Origin of the sequence: Micromonospora sp. WMMA1949 (assembly GCF_027460145.1) — a bacterium.
GTDB lineage: Bacteria > Actinomycetota > Actinomycetes > Mycobacteriales > Micromonosporaceae > Micromonospora.
The window spans coordinates 1,776,210-1,791,847 of sequence record NZ_JAPZBG010000001.1 but is presented as its reverse complement, the minus strand read 5'-3'; the positions used below and the strand labels follow the sequence as shown (position 1 = coordinate 1,791,847).

The window sequence follows — 15,638 nt, the reverse complement described above, 5'->3', positions numbered from 1 at the left end:
GCCTGCGGTCACCGCCGGGCGGCGACCGCGTCGATCAGCCAGCGGGACAGGGAGTACGCGGGCGGCAGCTCGGCGGGCAGCGCGTCGGCCGGGAACCAGCGCGCCTCGGTCAGCTCGGTGCCGTCGACGACCGGTTCGGCGGCCGGGTCGGTGACCTCGGCGGTGAATCCGGCGAGCAGCGTGCCCGGCCCGGACAGCGCCCACGGCTGGCTGTCCACGTACTCCGGTCGCCGCAGGGTCAGGCCGACCTCCTCGGTGACCTCGCGGTGTACCGCCGCCTCCAGCGACTCGCCCGCCTCGACGAACCCGGCGACGAGCGCCCAGAGCTGCGTCGGCCCCTGCGTGTGCCGGACCAGCAGCAGTTCGGTGCCGCCGGCCGGGCCGGGGCGGGTGATCGCGGTCAGCACCGCGACGGACAGCGGGACGAACACGGTGAGCCCGCAGTCCGGGCAGCGCCGGGCGGTCTCGCCCGGTACGTCGGCCAGTTCGGCCCGGCAGGACCCGCACCACCTGTGGGTACGCCGCCAGGTGACCACGGCCAGGGCCCGCCCGGCCAGGTCGGCGCGGGGTGCGGGCAGCTCGGCGGCGAGGCCGCGCCAGCTGCGCCACCGGCCCGGCAGCGACTCCGGATCGGTCACCTCGGCCGCCCACGCCGGGACGCCGTCGAGCGTGCCGACCGGGGTCCAGGCGAGGTCACCGGACAGCGCTCCGATGCGCAGCGGCTGCTCGTCCGGGCCGGTCAGCAGCTTCCGGCCGGCCACCGGCAGCGCCAGGTCGTCCGGTCGCGGCGGCCGCCCGTGATCCGCCGCGGGCCGGAACCCGGGCGTGGTCACGACGTGGACGGGCGGCGGTCCACCACACCGGCGCCGGCCGGAACCGCGAACGCGGCGGCCTCGACGCTCTCGGTGTAGCGGCTCAGCGTCACCTCGGCGGGCTTGCCGTCGAGCGTGCCGGAGAAGCTGGCCAGCACGCCCTCGTTCGTCACGCAGGCGTTGAAGCGCTCCCCGTGGTGGGTGACGTCGACGCAGGTGGCGTGACGGCCGGCGAGCGTGGTGTCGCTCTGCTCGATGACCGCCTCCGGCGCCAGCGCCGCGTCGGTGAGCAGCCGGATCACCGCGGGCGGCGTGACCAGGCCCTGCTTGCGCGCCTCGTCGTAGACGATCACCGACGGCTTCCCGGCGGTGAGCACGGGCGGCGAGACGGTGCAGGAGGTACGGGCGGCGGTGCTGGCGCACCGGGTCACCGACTCCTGGGTCACGGTGATCTTGCCGCCGGGCCAGGTGTACGTGGACCGCAGCGGCTTCCTGGTCTGCGCGATCGAGGCGGTCCGGCCGCCGTCGAGCTGGTAGTCGGCGGCCCAGGTCTGCTCCAGCGCCCGGTCCATCCGCGCGGCGAGGTCGTTGACCAGGTCGGCGCGACCGAGTGCGACGTTCGCGTCGTCCAGGGCCTGACAGCCGGTGACCGAGAGCGACGCGATGACCGAGGCGGCGAGCACGCGGAGAGTCGTCGAGGCGGCAGGCATGATGCCCAGCCTTGTCGATTGACGCAACGTCTCGCAAACCGGTTGCCGGTTGACGACCGGTAATCCGGGAATGTCCGTCTCAGCAAGCGCCTCGGGGGCCGCCCCGAGCGGGGTACGGCAGGGCGGGGACCGATACGCTGCGTTCAACACCTGCCTCAGCCGCACCGTCGCGGCCCATACGGACCGGAACCACACAAACGAGGAGCGACTCAGTGGCAACCATCGAGGGAATCGTCGCCCGGGAGATCCTGGACTCGCGGGGCAACCCGACGGTCGAGGTCGAGGTCGGGCTCGACGACGGCACGATCGCCCGCGCCGCGGTGCCGTCCGGCGCCTCCACCGGCGCCTTCGAGGCGGTCGAGCTGCGCGACGGTGACAAGGACCGCTACCTGGGCAAGGGTGTCGAGAAGGCCGTCGCCAACATCGAGGACCGGATCGTCGACCAGCTCATCGGCTACGAGGCCAGCGAGCAGCGGCTGATCGACCAGAAGATGATCGACATCGACGGCTCGGACAACAAGGGCGAGCTGGGCGCGAACGCCATCCTCGGCGTCTCCCTGGCCGTGGCGAAGGCCGCCGCCGGCAGCGCCGAGCTGAGCCTGTTCCGCTACCTGGGCGGCCCGAACGCGCACCTGCTCCCGGTCCCGATGATGAACATCCTCAACGGTGGCGCGCACGCCGACTCGAACGTCGACATCCAGGAGTTCATGATCGCGCCGATCGGCGCGCCGACGTTCCGGGACGCGCTGCGCTCGGGCGCCGAGGTCTACCACGCGCTGAAGTCGGTGCTGAAGAAGAAGGACCTGTCGACCGGCCTGGGCGACGAGGGCGGCTTCGCCCCGAACCTGCCCACCAACGCCGCCGCGCTGGACCTCATCGCCGAGGCGGTGGAGAAGGCTGGCTACCGGCTCGGCACCGACATCGTCTTCGCGCTCGACGTGGCCGCCACCGAGTTCTTCGACAACGGCACCTACACGTTCGAGGGCAGCGCCAAGAGCGCCGAGGAGATGAGCAACTACTACACCAAGCTCGCCGGCGACTACCCGATCGTGTCGATCGAGGACCCGCTGGCCGAGGACGACTGGAGCGGCTGGGCCACCCTCACCGCCGCGCTCGGCGACCGCATCCAGATCGTCGGCGACGACCTGTTCGTGACGAACCCGCAGCGCATCGCCCGGGGCATCGCCGAGCAGGCCGCCAACGCGGTGCTGGTGAAGGTCAACCAGATCGGCTCGCTCACCGAGACGCTCGACGCCGTCGACCTGGCCCACCGGGCCGGTTTCAAGTGCATGATGAGCCACCGCTCCGGCGAGACCGAGGACACCACCATCGCCGACCTGGCCGTCGCCACCGGCTGCGGGCAGATCAAGACCGGCGCACCGGCCCGCTCGGACCGGGTGGCCAAGTACAACCAGCTCCTGCGGATCGAGGAGGAGCTGGCCGACGCGGCGCGGTACGCCGGTGCCGGCGCGTTCCCGCGCTACCGTTCGGCCTGAGCGAGCGCTCCGGGGGAGGGGTGTGACGATGCAGCAGCGCCGCACACCGGGTGGCCAGCGGCCCGCCCGTCGGCCGGGTCAGCCCGGCCGGACGGGCGGCGCCCGGGTCCGGTCCACGGCCCGCGACAACGGCGTCCGCGCGGAGGCGCGCGCCGCCGGCCGGTCACCCGGCGCGTCGCGTGCCACCGACGGCGTACGCTCCGCGAGCCGCCCCGCCGCGGCCCGGCGTACCGCCGCCGGTGGCCCGGTCAAGCGGCTCACCGCACCCCAACCCCGGCGCTTCACCGGGCGCGCCACAGTGCTGTTCGCGGTGCTGATCGCGCTCGCCCTGGCGTACACCTATCCGGTCCGGGTCTACCTGGACCAGCAGGCCGACATCGAGCGGATGGAAGCCGCGCAGGCCGCCCAGCGGGCCGAGATCGAGCGGCTCACCGCCGAGGCGGCCAAGTGGAAGGACCCGGAGTATGTCAAGACGCAGGCCCGGGAGCGGTTCTTCATGGGCAAGCCGGGCGAGACGCTGCTCGTGGTGCTCTCCGACCCGGAGGGCGCCGCGAAGGACGCCGGCAAGGACGCGAAGCCGGGGGCGCCGAAGCAGCCCGAGCCCTGGTACGACACCCTGTGGTCGAGCGTTCGGGCGGCCAACGCCGATCGCGGGGACAAGTGAGCTTTGATTCGAGAGGCACTTCCTGTGAGCGCGAGGAGTGAGCCGGGTTTGCGAGCCCCGCAGTCGCGAACGAAGGCGGCGCGGTGAGCGTCGTACCACCGCAGGAGCCGGCGGCGGACTCCGTACCCCCGCCGGAACGCCAACCGGCGACCGAGGCCGACCTGGCCGCGGTGGCCGCGCAGCTCGGACGCCCGCCGCGCGGCACCCGCGCGGTGGCACACAGGTGTCCCTGCGGCCTGCCCGACGTGGTGGAGACGACGCCCCGGCTGGCCGACGGCACGCCGTTCCCGACGCTGTTCTACCTGACCTGCCCGCGTGCCACGGCGGCGTGCAGCCGGCTGGAGTCGGCCGGGCTGATGAAGGAGATGGCCGAGCGGCTCGCGGAGGATCCGGAGCTGGCGGCGCGGTACCGGGCGGCGCACGAGGACTACCTGACCCGCCGGGAGGCGATCGGCGAGGTGCCGGAGATCGCCGGCATCTCGGCCGGTGGCATGCCGGGGCGGGTCAAGTGCCTGCACGTGCACCTCGGGCACGCGCTCGCCGCCGGGCCGGGGGTCAACCCGTTCGGCGACGAGACGCTGGCGCTGGTGGAGAAGTGGTGGGCGGCCGGCCCCTGCGTGGACGTGCCGCCGGCCCAGTGAGATGAGCGCAGACGAGATCACGGTCCGCCGGGCCCGCACCACCGACGTGCGCGGCATCCGGCGGCTGGTGGACACCTACACCGACGACCGGCGGCTGCTCAGCAAGGCGACGGTGACGCTGTACGAGGACGTGCAGGAGTTCCGGGTCGCGGTGACCTCGGACGGCACGGTGGTCGGCTGTGGCGCGCTGCACGTCATGTGGGAGGACTTGGCGGAGATCCGGACGGTGGCGGTCGACCCGTCCTGCCGGGGCCACCGGATCGGGCACCGGATCGTCGGTGAGCTGATCGACTCGGCGCGCGACCTGGGCATCCGCCGGATCTTCGTGCTCACGTTCGAGACCGGCTTCTTCGGCTCGTTCGGCTTCCGCGAGATCGACGGCGCGCCCGTTCCGCAGCCGGTGTACGAGCAGCTCCTGCGCTCGTACGACGAGGGCGTCGCGGAGTTCCTGGACCTGGAACGGGTCAAGCCCAACACGCTGGGCAACACTCGAATGCTGCTACGCCTCTGACCGCGCGGGGGGTGGGGGCGGGCTGCCGTAGGGTGGGCGCCGTGAGTGCGCGTGTGGCCGCCATCGACTGCGGGACCAACTCGATCCGACTGCTGATCGCCGACCTGCCCGAGGCGTCGGCCGGGGAGGCGGCGCCGCTGCGCGACGTCACCCGGCGGATGGAGATCGTGCGGCTGGGGCAGGGCGTCGACCAGACCGGCAAGCTCGCCCCGGAGGCCATCGAGCGGACCCGGGTGGCGCTCGCCGACTACGCGGCCGAGATCGAGAAGTCCGGCGCCGACCGGGTACGCATGTGCGCCACCTCGGCCTCCCGCGACGCCTCCAACGCCGCCGACTTCCGCGCGATGGTCGAGCGCACGCTCGGCGTACCGCCCGAGGTGGTGACCGGTGACGAGGAAGCGCGCCTGTCGTTCACCGGCGCGGTGCGCGGCCTGCCCGCCGACGCCGAGCCGCCGTACCTGGTGGTCGACATCGGCGGCGGCTCGACCGAGTTCGTCGTCGGCACCCGCGCCGACGGTGTGCGCGGCGCGATCTCGGTGGACATCGGCTGCGTCCGGATGACCGAACGCCACCTGCACGGCGACCCGCCGACCGCGGCGCAGATCACCGCCGCCGAAGCGGACATCGCCGCCGCCGTCGACCGCGCGCTCGCCGCCGTGCCCGGCCGCGAGGCCGCCACGCTGGTCGGGCTCGCCGGTTCGGTCACCACTGTGGTAGCCCTGGCGCGAGGGCTCCAGGAGTACGACCCGAGCCGCATCCACCACGCCCGCATCTCGTACGAGCAGGTGGCCGAGGTGACCGCCGACCTGCTCGGCAAGAGCAGTGAGCAGCGGCTGGCGTACCCGGTGATGCACCCGGGGCGGGCCGACGTGATCGGCGCGGGCGCGCTGGTGCTGCGAGTGATCATGGAACGGGCCGGGATGCCCTCCGTGGTCGCCTCCGAGCACGACATCCTCGACGGCATCGCCTGGAGCCTGGCGGCGACCTCGGGATAGGTGGTTCCCCTGCGTGTGGCCGGTATGATTTCCATATGGTCACCACTGTCAATCTTCCCGACGGACTGCACGAACGGCTCAAGCAGCTTGCCGAGCAGGAGCACCGGTCGATGAACGCCACCATCGTTGTCGCAGTCGAGGAGTACGTCTCGGCGCGCAGTCATCGTGCCCGCGTGCGGGATCTCGCGCGGGAGGTTGCCGAGCGTGACGCCGAGCTGCTGCGGCGGTTGGCGGAGTGATCCACTATCTCGAGGTCGACGACCTCGTGGAGATCGCCTCGATCGTGTTGGGTGGGACGCCGCAGGTCCGTGATTTCGGTCTGCTCTCTTCGGCGGTGGTCCGCCCGGCCACCGTGGCGTTCGGCCAGGAGGCTTATCCCGATCTCTGGACCAAGGCCGCCGCGCTGCTGCACTCGGTCTGCATGAACCACGCGCTGATTGATGGGAACAAGCGTCTCGCCTGGGCGGCGGGGCGGGTGTTTCTGGCCCTCAACGAGGTGCCGATCCAGGATGTCGACGTTGATCAGGCCGAGGCTCTCGTGATGTCGGTGGCAAGCGGCACCCTGACCGAGGTCTCGGACATCGCCCGCGAACTCCGCAAGCTCTACGTCTGAGCCGTCGACGGAAGGTTGCCCTTCCGGCGGTGATCAAGGAGTTTGTGTCCGATCCGGGCGTCTTTGAGGACGCCAACTCCTTGATCACCGGCCCCGGTGGGCGACCTGATGCTGTGTCGTTGACGGTAGTGCGGATTGCGCACTAGTGTGCGGAGCGTGGATACCACGCAGCTCCTCAAGGGCGTGCTCGACCTGGCGGTGCTCGCCGTGCTCAAGGACGAGGACGGGTACGGCTACGACATCCTGCGGCGCCTGCGCGAGGCTGGCCTCACCGAGGTCGGCGACGCCTCGGTCTACGGCACCCTGCGCCGGCTGTTCGCCGCCGGTCTGCTCACCACGTACGTGGTGCCGAGCGAGTCCGGGCCGCACCGCAAGTACTACTCGCTCAACGCCGCCGGGCGTGACCAGCTCACCCGCTCCGGCAAGACCTGGCGCTCGTTCGCCACCACCATGGACGCACTGCTCGACGATCGGGGGATGGCGGCATGACCGTCACTGGGCAGGAGATCACGGACTACGTCGACCGGGTACGCGCGGCGCTCGCCGACCTGCCGCCCGGGGTCCGCGACGAGCTGACCGAGGACCTGCCGGAACACCTCGCCGAGGTGGCCGCCGAGGGCGAGGGCGCGCTCGTGGACCGGTTGGGCACCCCCGAGGCGTACGCGGCCGAGCTGCGCGCCGCCGCCGGCGCCGGGGAGGGGCGGCGACCGGCGCGCTTCCACCGGCTGGCCGAGGCGCGGGAGCAGGCGGCCACGCAGCTCCGCCTGCTGGACCGCCAACTCGGCCCGGTGCTCGGGCACGAGACGGTGAGCGCCTTCCTGCGTCCGCTTCGCCCGGCCTGGTGGCTGCTCCGCGGCTGGCTGGCCGCGCTGATCGTGGCGTGGATGGTGGACGGCCGGTCCGGCCTGGTGCCCCGGCTGGACGGCAACAGCTCGATGGGGCTGCTGCTGCTCATCGGCGCGATCGTGGCGTCCATGTGGTGGGGTCGCCGCTCGGCCGGGATCACCGGGTGGCGGCGACAACTGCACCAGATCGCCACCGCCGCGCTGCTGTTGTTCTCCATCGCCGTGCTGGCACAGGTGGACGAGCGCGCCGACACCGACGTCTACGGCAGTTACGAGCAGACGTCGGTGGACCACCGGTACGAGCGGATCGAGGACGTCTTCGTCTACGACCAGCAGGGACGGCTGATCCGCGACGCGCGGCTCTTCGACCAGAACGGCGTGCCGATCACGCTCGGCTGGCCGAGCTGCATGGCCGACACGGGCGCGGTGCCGGAGATGCGTAACACCTACCCGTACTGTCCGGAGCGGGCCCCGTTCGGCCCGCCGGTCTCACCGTCGATCGCCCCGCCCGCATTCGCGCCCACGGACAGCGCCACCCCGACCGCGCCCACCACCAGCGCTTCCCCGGAACCCACGTCAACCCCCTGAGCGCGCTCGACCGCGCGAGATCTTGGAAGGAAACGGCCCTCATAGGGGCCGCAATCTTCCAAGATCTCGCGCGGAGCCGCTGTTAGGCGATGGCGGCGATGTCGCCGTCGTCGAAGTAGATCGCCTGATGGAGTCGGCCACCCAGGGCGGCGGCGAACCGGGCCACCACGTCCTGACCGGAGATCTTTCCCTGCTCGATCTGGGAGATCCGTCCCTTGGTGACGCCCATGCGGTCAGCCACCTGCTGTTGGGTCAACCCCCGCGCTCGGCGCACTTCCGCGAGTCGGTGACCGATGACCTCGGCGAGGAGTTGCTGCTTGCCCGCGTCGACCGCCTCTTCGCCTCCGGCCCGGGCGACGTGGTCGACGCGGATGTCCTGCCATCGGGAGTAGTCGCTCATGCCTTCCCCTCCTCTCGCGTCCGGCACCATGCGACCAGTTTAGCGATCGCTATACCTGTGGGGCGGTTCAACAGGAGGTGAATGCCACTGTTGTTCCGTCTTCCCCGCGCCGGTGACCGCGTGGCACGCTACCGGCACGTATCAGCCAACTGGGCGACCAGCCAATGATGACTGACCGCTAGGAGGACGGGCCCATGGGCGAGATGGTGAGCTTCACCGGCAACGGAGGGACGAGCGAGGGGTATCTCGCGATACCCTCCGGCGGTGCGGCCAGCCCGGCGGTCATCGTCATCCAGGACTGGTGGGGACTGGTGCCCCACGTCCGGGCCGTGGTCGACCGCTTCGCGGAGGCCGGCTTCGTCGCGCTCGCGCCCGACTTCCGGCACGGCGGACCGGCCGTGAAGCCGACCGAGCCGCGGCTGATGCTGAACAGCTCCCAGATGGACGAGGCGGCGAGTGACATCGCCGCCGCCGCCGAATACCTGGCGAGCCGGCCGGAGGTCGCCGGCAAGGTGGGCTGTGCCGGGTTCTGCGCGGGCGCGAGCCTGGCCCTGTGGTCCGGCACGTTCTCCGAGCGCATCGTGGCCACCGCCGGGTTCTACCCGCGTCTGCCGTGGGAGGGCATGGCCACCGACTGGGCCGACTACGCCGGGAAGGCGGCGCTCATCCACTGCTCCGAGGCGGACGGCCTGTCCGCCGCCGACGGGGTGCAGAGCGTACGCCGGTCCATCGAGTCCGCCGGTGGCACCTGCCAGACGTTCGACTACCCGGGCACCGCGCACGCGTTCTTCAACGAGGACCGGCCCGAGCACTACGACCAGCGGGCCGCCGCCACCGCCTGGGCCCGCACGCTGGAACTGTTCCGGGCGAAGCTTGGCTGAGTCGCGTACCCCGCAGGACGTGGTCGCCCGCGCCGCGCGGGCGGCCGACCTGGCCGACCTCGACGGCGCGGTCAGCGACTGCTTCGCCTGCCCGCGTCTGGTGGCGTGGCGGGAGGAGGTCGCCCGGGTCAAGCGGGCCGCGTTCCGCGACCAGGACTACTGGGGACGGCCGGTGCCGGGCCTCGGTCCGCAGGACGCGCGCATCGCGATTCTCGGTCTGGCGCCGGCGGCGCACGGCGGCAACCGCACCGGCCGGATCTTCACCGGGGACCGGTCCGGCGACGTGTTGTTCGCCGCGCTGCACCGGGCCGGGCTGGCCAACCAGCCGACGAGTGTGGCCGCCGACGACGGCCTGACGTTGCGCGACACCCGCATCTTCGCGGCCGTGCGGTGCGCGCCGCCGGACAACAAGCCCACCCCGGCCGAGCGGGACACCTGCGCGCCGTGGCTGCACCGCGAAGTCGAACTGATCCGGCCCACGCTGCGCGTCGTGGTCGCGCTGGGTGCGTTCGCGTGGGCCGCGTGGTGGCCGGTGCTACGCCAGGTGTACGGGCAGCGACCGCCCACTCCGCGACCGGTGTTCGGTCATGGGGCACACTGGTCCGGCGAGTCGGTGCCGGCGTTGCTGGGCTGCTATCACGTCAGCCAGCAGAACACGTTCACCGGCCGGCTCACACCGGCGATGCTGGACGACGTGTTCACCCGGGCGAAGGACCTGGCCGGGGTGGACTGAGAACACCTGAGGCGGTGGGATGGATTTCGGCGTACTGCGCAGGTGGTGGCCGGTCGCCGCGGTGACGGTGCTGCTCGCGCTCGCCGCGTTCGCCGCCGGTCACTCCGCCATCGGGGCCAGCCGGATCCCGCCGGCCGCCGACACCATCCCGTACGTGCCGGAGTACCCGTCGCCCGAGGCGGTGCCGTCGTACCCGGTGGAACCCCGCGACGTGGGTGAGTCCACGTCGGGCGGTGTGCCCGACTGGCTGGCCACCACCGCCGTGGCGTTGCTGTTCGCGGCGGTGCTGGGCGCCATCGGGTACGTCCTGTGGAACGTGCTCCGGGGCGCGCTGCGGCGGACGACCCGGGCGGTGCCGGTGCGGCGCTCCCGGCGTACCGCCGAGGGGACCGCCCGCGAGGTGGTGGCCGCGCTCGACGCCGGACTCGTCGAACTCGACGACCGCTCCACAGACCCGCGAACCGCTGTGATCGCCTGCTGGGTACGCCTGGAGGAGGCCGCCGAGGACGCGGGCGTGCCCCGGCACACCGGCGACACCCCGACCGACCTGGTGGGGCGGCTGCTGCGCGGCGACCCGGCGGCCGGCATCCCGGCGGTCGCCAGCGCCGACGTGCTCGACGGTTTCGCGCACGTCTACCGGGAGGCCCGCTACGCCACGCACCCGGTCGACGAGCGCACCCGGGACCAGGCCCGCGCCGCGCTGCGCCGGTTGCGCGGCGAGTTGACCAGCCTGGCGGGGGAGGCGTCGTGAGCACCAGCATCGACGACCTGATGTCGTTCGGCGAGGAGCCGGCCGGGGAGGCCGAGCGTCCGTCCGGTGGCGGGCGGGCGCGCGCGCTGCTGCGGACCGTGGCGGTCACCGCCGCCGTCGTCGTGGTGATCGTGGTCGGGCTGCGCGCGGTCGGCCTGAAGGTGCCGATCTGGATCATCGTGGCCGGCGTGCTCGCCGTGCTCGCCGTACGCCGGGTCACCACCGCGCTCTCACCTCCGCCGCCGCCCCGGGCGGGCACCCGGGCGCCCGCCGGTGAGGAGCCCGGCACCTGGAACTGGTCCGCCCGGGACGCGCTGCGTACCGCGATCAACGGCTGGGAGCGCCCGCTGGACTGGTCCTCCGACAACCGGGAGCGGTTCACCGAACGCATCCTGCCGCGGCTCGGCGAACTGGCCGACGAACGGCTGCGTCAGCGGCACGGCGTCACCCGTGAGTCCGACCCGGCCCGTGCCCGAGCCCTGCTGGGCGAGCCACTGTGGACGTTCCTCGCCACCCCCGTCCGCCGCCCTCCGTCGCCGCGCGACCTCGCGGCGATCGTCGCCGAACTGGAGAAGATCTGATGAACGACGTGGACCGGAGCATGGCCCCCGCCGAGGTGGGCCGGCTCGCCCGGGCCGTCCTGGAGGCGGTCGGCACCGTCGTGGTCGGCAAGCGGGACGCGCTGGAGCTGGTGCTGGCCGGCATCCTCGCCGGTGGTCACGTGCTGCTGGAGGATCTGCCCGGCCTGGGCAAGACGCTCACCGCGCGCTGCTTCGCGCAGGCCCTCGGGCTGGACTTCCGGCGGCTCCAGTTCACCCCTGACCTGCTGCCCGCCGACGTGACCGGCTCGTTCCTCTACGACCAGAGCAGTGGCGACTTCGCCTTCCGGGCCGGGCCGGTGTTCACCAACCTGCTGCTCGCCGACGAGATCAACCGGACGCCGCCGAAGACGCAGTCGGCGTTGCTGGAGGCGATGCAGGAGAAGCAGGTGTCGGTGGAGGGCGTGACCTACCGCCTCGACGAGCCGTTCCACGTGCTCGCCACCGCCAACCCCATCGAGTACGAGGGCACGTACCCGCTGCCGGAGGCGCAGCTCGACCGGTTCCTGCTGCGGGTGTCGTTCGGCTACCCGAGCCACGACGAGGAGTGGGACGTACTGCGCCGCCGGATCGCCCGCCGCCGCGAGGAGGCGGAGATCAAGCCGGTGGTGGACGCCGCCACGCTGCGCGCCATGCAGGCCGCGCTGGAGGACGTGGTGGTCGAGGACTCGGTCGGGCGGTACATCGTGGCGCTCACCGCTGCCACCCGGGAGCACCCGTCGGTGCTGGTCGGCGCGTCCCCGCGCGGCTCGCTGGCGCTGCTGCTGCTGTCCCGGGTACGGGCGGTGCTCGCCAACCGCGACTACGTGGTGCCGGAGGACGTCAAGGCCGTGGCGGCGCCCGCGCTGGCGCACCGGATCACGCTGCGTCCGGAGATGTGGCTGCGCCGGGTCGACCCGTCGTTCGTCGTCGGCGAGGTCCTGGAGTCGACCCCCGCCCCGGCCAGCGGCGCGCTGCCCAGCTACGCCGCCGGACGCTGATGGACCGGGCCGACGCGGCGAGCGGCTGGGCGCCCACCTGGGCGCTCGGCCGGGCCGTGCTGCTCACCGGCGTGCTGGTCGTCGTCGCCGTCCTGCTCGGCCGCATCGACCTGGTGGTGCTCGCCACACCGTTCGCGCTCGGGACCGCGTATGCGCTGCGCCGCCGCCCCGCCGCGCTGCCCGAGCTGGAACTCGGCGTCGGGGACACCCACCTGGTCGAGGGCTCGCCGCTGGCCGCCACCGTCGCGGTGGCCAACCCCGACCTGATCGGGTACGACCTGGCGGTGGTACGGACCCGGATGTCGCGCTGGCTGCGGGTCGAGCAGGTCGGCTTCGGCGGCGCCGGGCTGGACGTGAGCCGCTCCGGCGGCGCGGACCGCCCGTTCGTCACCTCCGTACCCCGGGGCAGCGCCGTCGACCTGGAGCTGACCGGCACCGCCCTGCGATGGGGGCGGCACCCGATCGGCCCGGCCGGTGTCCGGGTCGCCGCCGCCGACGGCCTGCTGGTCTCCCGTGCGGTGATCACCGAGCCGATCCGGGCCCGGGTCTATCCGCGTACCGAGCCGTTCGACGCGGTCGAGGCGATGCCTCGGGCCGCCGGCCTGGTCGGCGCGCACCGCTCGCGGCGGCCGGGCGAGGGCGGCGAGCTGGCCGGGGTACGCGTGTTCGCACCCGGCGACCGGCTGCGCCGGATCGACTGGCGGGTGTCGCTGCGGGCCCGCCAGCTGCACGTCGCGTCGACGCTCTCGGACCGGGACGCCGAGGTGGTGGTGCTGCTGGACGTGCTGGCCGAGGCGGGCCGCTCCGGTGGCGTGAACGGGCCCGCTTCCGTGCTGGACACCACGGTGCGGGCGGCCGCCGCGATCGCCGAGCACTACCTGCACCGCGGCGACCGGGTGTCGATGCTGGAGTACGGCCCGGCCGCCCGCCGGCTGCGTCCGGCCACCGGGCGGCGGCAGTACCTGACAGTGCTGGAGTGGCTGCTCGACGTGCACGCCGAGTCGTCGCCGCACGAGCCGTACGACCAGGTCTTCGGCCCGCAGGTGCTCTCCTCGGACGCGCTCGTGGTGGTGCTCACCCCGCTGCTCGACGAGCGCTCCGCGCAGATGCTGGCCCGGCTGGCCCGGGGCGGACGGTTCGTGGTGGCGGTGGACACGCTGCCGGCCGAGCTGCCGGTGCCGAAGGAACGCGGCTGGGCCGAGGTGGCGTACCGGCTGTGGCGGCTGGACCGGGACACGATGATCGGCCAGCTCCGCGAGCACGGCGTGCCGGTGGTGCGCTGGGCCGGCGCCGGCAGCCTGGACGAGGTGCTGCGCGACGTGGCCCGGTTGGCGACCGCCCCGAAGGCAGGGTTGCGGTGAGCGCGAGGAACGCAGCGAAGCGGAGTCCCGCAGTCGCGAACGAAAGGCCGGCTCAGTGACGGATGCCCTGGTCGAGCGGGTGCGGGCGCTGCGGTACGCCGCCGCCCGGGTCAGCCCGCTGCCGCTGCTCGTCCGCGGCGGCATCTTCCTCACCGTGCTGGCCGGTTTCCTGCTCGCGTACCCGGTGCAGGCCCTCACCGCGCGCTCGCTGCTGGCCCTGACGGTGGCCGCGGTGCTGCCGGCGGCCGGGCCGCGCCGGATCTGGCCGACGTTCACCGCGCTGGTGACCGTCGGCGGCTGGCTGCTGGCCACGCTCGGCTTCGACCGGCCGCCGGCGCTGTGGCGGCTGCTCGCCGTGGCGACGCTGCTCTACCTGGCGCACTCGCTCTGCGCGCTGGCGGCGCTGCTGCCCTACGACGGCCTGATCGACCCGGACGTGGTGCTGCGGTGGCTGGGCCGGGCGGGCGGCGTGGTGCTCGCCAGTGCCGTGCTCGGCGTGGTGCTGGCGTGGCTCGGGGGACTGGGCGGGACCGACGGCACCCAGGCGGCGACGGTGGCGGGACTGCTGGTGGCGGTGGGGCTGAGCGGGTTGCTGGGCTGGTTGCTCCGGCGCAGGTGACCCAGCGTTCCGGCGACGTTGCGCAGGTCACACCGGTTGTGCTCCGTCACAGAAGGGGGTCTCGCGCGGGATTACCCGAAGCACCCGGGGAAAGATAGATGACGTGAACCCGAAGCGGATCCTTGTCGTGGGTGCCGGTCACGTGGGCCTGTACGCCGCTCTGCGCCTGTCCAAGAAGCTGAGCAGGCGTGAGGCCGAGGTCATCGTCGTCGACCCGCAGCCGCACATGACGTACCAGCCGTTCCTCCCCGAGGCATCGGCGGGCAACATCTCCCCTCGGCACGCCGTCGTGCCGCTGCGGCGGGAGTTGCGCAAGTGCACCGTGGTGGCGGGCACCGTCACCCGGATCGACCACGACCGCATGACCGCCGTGGTGCAGCCGATCAGCGGCCCGGCCCGGGAGATCCGGTACGACCACGTGGTCGTCGCTCCCGGTTCGGTCTCCCGCACCCTGCCGATCCCCGGCCTGCACGAGAACGGCATCGGGTTCAAGACCATCGGCGAGGCCATCTTCCTGCGCAACCACGTGCTGGACCGGCTCGACGTGGCGGCCTCCACCACCGACCCGGCGGTCCGCAGCCGCGCGCTGACGTTCGTCTTCGTGGGCGGTGGCTACGCCGGCATCGAGGCGCTCGCCGAGATGGAGGACATGGCCCGCGACGCGCTGCGTTACTACCCGGAGCTGAAGCCGGAGGACATGCGCTGGGTGCTCGTGGAGGCGACCCAGCGGGTGCTGCCCGAGGTCGACCGGGACATGGGCGCCTACACGGTGCAGCAGCTGATGAAGCGGGACATGGACATCCGCCTGGACACCCGGCTGGAGTCCTGCGTCGACGGTGTGGTGAAGCTCTCCGACGGCGACAGCTTCCCGTCCGACACCATCGTCTGGACCGCCGGTGTGAAGCCGTCGCCGATGCTGGACGCGACGGACTTCCCGCGTGACGAGCGTCGCCGGGTCACCTGCCGGCCGACGCTGCAGATCGTGGACGGCGACCGGGTGGTCGAGGGCGCGTGGAGCGCCGGCGACTGCGCCGCCGTACCGGACCTGACCAAGGAGCCGGGCAACTTCTGCTCCCCGAGCGCCCAGCACGCGGTGCGGCAGGCGGCCCGGATGGCCGACAACATCGCCAACGTGATCCGCGGGCGTGAGCCGGTCGACTACAAGCACAAGCACGCCGGCAGCGTGGCGAGTCTCGGCCTGCACAAGGGCGTGGCGCAGGTCTACGGCATCAAGATGACCGGCTGGCCGGCCTGGTTCATGCACCGGACGTACCACATGTCGCGGATCCCCTCGTTCAACCGCAAGGTGCGCGTGGTGGTCGACTGGACGCTGGCGTTCTTCCTCAAGCGTGAGGTGGTCGCGCTGGGCCAGCTGCACGACCCGCGCGAGGAGTTCGCCGAGGCGTCCGCCCCGCCGGTCGCCGCGCGCGTCTGACGCG

20 protein-coding genes are annotated in these 15,638 nt (G+C 72.8%); 17 read left to right on the top strand and 3 right to left on the bottom strand.

Going from position 1 to position 15,638, the window contains the following annotated elements; all coding sequences use genetic code 11:
* Window positions 1-8: 8 nt before the first annotated feature.
* Both O7607_RS08150 and O7607_RS08145 read right to left on the bottom strand, forming a co-directional pair.
* Window positions 9-833, bottom strand: coding sequence for an NAD(+) diphosphatase (locus tag O7607_RS08150; protein WP_269702157.1), 825 nt, complete (start codon window positions 831-833; stop codon window positions 9-11).
* Window positions 830-1,522, bottom strand: a complete 693-nt coding sequence (locus O7607_RS08145) for a hypothetical protein (RefSeq protein WP_269702155.1) — start codon at window positions 1,520-1,522, stop codon at window positions 830-832. The genes O7607_RS08150 and O7607_RS08145 overlap by 4 nt, the downstream gene beginning before the upstream one ends.
* A 212-nt stretch (window positions 1,523-1,734) precedes the next feature.
* On the opposite strand from O7607_RS08145, the gene eno reads away from it, so the two are divergent.
* The 9 genes from eno to O7607_RS08100 all read left to right on the top strand — a co-directional run bounded on the left by eno (window position 1,735) and on the right by O7607_RS08100 (window position 7,875).
* A complete protein-coding gene (eno, locus tag O7607_RS08140) occupies window positions 1,735-3,018 on the top strand; it encodes a phosphopyruvate hydratase (protein WP_013284093.1) in 1,284 nt (427 codons plus the stop codon).
* Window positions 3,019-3,046: 28 nt separating this feature from the next.
* Entirely contained in the window at window positions 3,047-3,682 is a 636-nt protein-coding gene (locus O7607_RS08135; RefSeq protein WP_269702154.1) for an FtsB family cell division protein, read from the top strand.
* A gap of 83 nt (window positions 3,683-3,765) precedes the next feature.
* Window positions 3,766-4,323: a DUF501 domain-containing protein gene (locus O7607_RS08130; protein WP_269702153.1), complete on the top strand. Its 558-nt coding sequence runs from the start codon at window positions 3,766-3,768 to the stop codon at window positions 4,321-4,323.
* 1 nt (window position 4,324) lies between these two features.
* Window positions 4,325-4,834 carry an amino-acid N-acetyltransferase gene (locus O7607_RS08125; protein WP_194798555.1) on the top strand — a complete coding sequence of 170 codons (510 nt, stop codon included), beginning with the start codon at window positions 4,325-4,327 and terminating at the stop codon, window positions 4,832-4,834.
* A 53-nt stretch (window positions 4,835-4,887) separates the two neighbouring features.
* Window positions 4,888-5,829 carry a Ppx/GppA phosphatase family protein gene (locus O7607_RS08120; RefSeq protein WP_269706915.1) on the top strand — a complete coding sequence of 314 codons (942 nt, stop codon included), beginning with the start codon at window positions 4,888-4,890 and terminating at the stop codon, window positions 5,827-5,829.
* A 35-nt stretch (window positions 5,830-5,864) separates the two neighbouring features.
* On the top strand, window positions 5,865-6,068 hold the full coding sequence (locus O7607_RS08115) for a ribbon-helix-helix domain-containing protein (RefSeq protein ID WP_073824963.1): 204 nt from the start codon (window positions 5,865-5,867) through the stop codon (window positions 6,066-6,068).
* Window positions 6,065-6,442 carry a type II toxin-antitoxin system death-on-curing family toxin gene (locus O7607_RS08110; protein WP_116504050.1) on the top strand — a complete coding sequence of 126 codons (378 nt, stop codon included), beginning with the start codon at window positions 6,065-6,067 and terminating at the stop codon, window positions 6,440-6,442. Before O7607_RS08115 ends, O7607_RS08110 begins: the two co-directional genes overlap by 4 nt.
* Before the next feature lie 156 nt (window positions 6,443-6,598).
* Complete coding sequence (locus O7607_RS08105; RefSeq protein WP_030271259.1) at window positions 6,599-6,931, top strand: PadR family transcriptional regulator; 333 nt, start codon at window positions 6,599-6,601, stop codon at window positions 6,929-6,931.
* A complete protein-coding gene (locus O7607_RS08100; protein WP_269702152.1) occupies window positions 6,928-7,875 on the top strand; it encodes an HAAS signaling domain-containing protein in 948 nt (315 codons plus the stop codon). Before O7607_RS08105 ends, O7607_RS08100 begins: the two co-directional genes overlap by 4 nt.
* Window positions 7,876-7,957: 82 nt before the next feature.
* On the opposite strand, the gene O7607_RS08095 is transcribed toward O7607_RS08100, so the two are convergent.
* Window positions 7,958-8,275, bottom strand: a complete 318-nt coding sequence (locus O7607_RS08095; RefSeq protein WP_073824954.1) for a helix-turn-helix domain-containing protein — start codon at window positions 8,273-8,275, stop codon at window positions 7,958-7,960.
* A 194-nt stretch (window positions 8,276-8,469) separates the two neighbouring features.
* On the opposite strand from O7607_RS08095, the gene O7607_RS08090 reads away from it, so the two are divergent.
* The 8 genes from O7607_RS08090 (at window position 8,470) to O7607_RS08055 (ending at window position 15,634) form a co-directional block, all read left to right on the top strand.
* On the top strand, window positions 8,470-9,156 hold the full coding sequence (locus O7607_RS08090) for a dienelactone hydrolase family protein (protein WP_269696141.1): 687 nt from the start codon (window positions 8,470-8,472) through the stop codon (window positions 9,154-9,156).
* 19 nt (window positions 9,157-9,175) lie between these two features.
* On the top strand, window positions 9,176-9,889 hold the full coding sequence (locus O7607_RS08085) for a uracil-DNA glycosylase (protein ID WP_269696142.1): 714 nt from the start codon (window positions 9,176-9,178) through the stop codon (window positions 9,887-9,889).
* A gap of 19 nt (window positions 9,890-9,908) precedes the next feature.
* On the top strand, window positions 9,909-10,640 hold the full coding sequence (locus O7607_RS08080) for a DUF4129 domain-containing protein (protein ID WP_269702150.1): 732 nt from the start codon (window positions 9,909-9,911) through the stop codon (window positions 10,638-10,640).
* A gap of 20 nt (window positions 10,641-10,660) precedes the next feature.
* On the top strand, window positions 10,661-11,221 hold the full coding sequence (locus tag O7607_RS08075) for a hypothetical protein (protein WP_269706914.1): 561 nt from the start codon (window positions 10,661-10,663) through the stop codon (window positions 11,219-11,221).
* Window positions 11,221-12,219, top strand: coding sequence for an AAA family ATPase (locus O7607_RS08070; RefSeq protein ID WP_194798551.1), 999 nt, complete (start codon window positions 11,221-11,223; stop codon window positions 12,217-12,219). The genes O7607_RS08075 and O7607_RS08070 overlap by 1 nt, the downstream gene beginning before the upstream one ends.
* Entirely contained in the window at window positions 12,219-13,580 is a 1,362-nt protein-coding gene (locus O7607_RS08065; RefSeq protein ID WP_269702149.1) for a DUF58 domain-containing protein, read from the top strand. The genes O7607_RS08070 and O7607_RS08065 overlap by 1 nt, the downstream gene beginning before the upstream one ends.
* Window positions 13,581-13,635: 55 nt before the next feature.
* On the top strand, window positions 13,636-14,199 hold the full coding sequence (locus O7607_RS08060) for a hypothetical protein (protein WP_269702147.1): 564 nt from the start codon (window positions 13,636-13,638) through the stop codon (window positions 14,197-14,199).
* A gap of 103 nt (window positions 14,200-14,302) precedes the next feature.
* Window positions 14,303-15,634, top strand: coding sequence for an NAD(P)/FAD-dependent oxidoreductase (locus O7607_RS08055; RefSeq protein WP_047891391.1), 1,332 nt, complete (start codon window positions 14,303-14,305; stop codon window positions 15,632-15,634).
* The last annotated feature ends 4 nt before the right edge of the window (window positions 15,635-15,638 follow it).

Excerpts from the sequence above, each read along its gene's own strand:
- O7607_RS08145 (WP_269702155.1), bottom strand. The coding sequence starts at position 1,522 with ATGCCTGCCGCCTCGACGACTCTCCGCGTGCTCGCCGCCTCGGTCATC.
- O7607_RS08135 (WP_269702154.1), top strand. The coding sequence starts at position 3,047 with ATGCAGCAGCGCCGCACACCGGGTGGCCAGCGGCCCGCCCGTCGGCCG.
- O7607_RS08125 (WP_194798555.1), top strand. The coding sequence starts at position 4,325 with ATGAGCGCAGACGAGATCACGGTCCGCCGGGCCCGCACCACCGACGTG.
- O7607_RS08115 (WP_073824963.1), top strand. The coding sequence starts at position 5,865 with ATGGTCACCACTGTCAATCTTCCCGACGGACTGCACGAACGGCTCAAG.
- O7607_RS08100 (WP_269702152.1), top strand. The coding sequence starts at position 6,928 with ATGACCGTCACTGGGCAGGAGATCACGGACTACGTCGACCGGGTACGC.
- O7607_RS08095 (WP_073824954.1), bottom strand. The coding sequence starts at position 8,275 with ATGAGCGACTACTCCCGATGGCAGGACATCCGCGTCGACCACGTCGCC.
- O7607_RS08090 (WP_269696141.1), top strand. The coding sequence starts at position 8,470 with ATGGGCGAGATGGTGAGCTTCACCGGCAACGGAGGGACGAGCGAGGGG.
- O7607_RS08080 (WP_269702150.1), top strand. The coding sequence starts at position 9,909 with ATGGATTTCGGCGTACTGCGCAGGTGGTGGCCGGTCGCCGCGGTGACG.
- O7607_RS08075 (WP_269706914.1), top strand. The coding sequence starts at position 10,661 with ATGTCGTTCGGCGAGGAGCCGGCCGGGGAGGCCGAGCGTCCGTCCGGT.
- O7607_RS08070 (WP_194798551.1), top strand. The coding sequence starts at position 11,221 with ATGAACGACGTGGACCGGAGCATGGCCCCCGCCGAGGTGGGCCGGCTC.
- O7607_RS08065 (WP_269702149.1), top strand. The coding sequence starts at position 12,219 with ATGGACCGGGCCGACGCGGCGAGCGGCTGGGCGCCCACCTGGGCGCTC.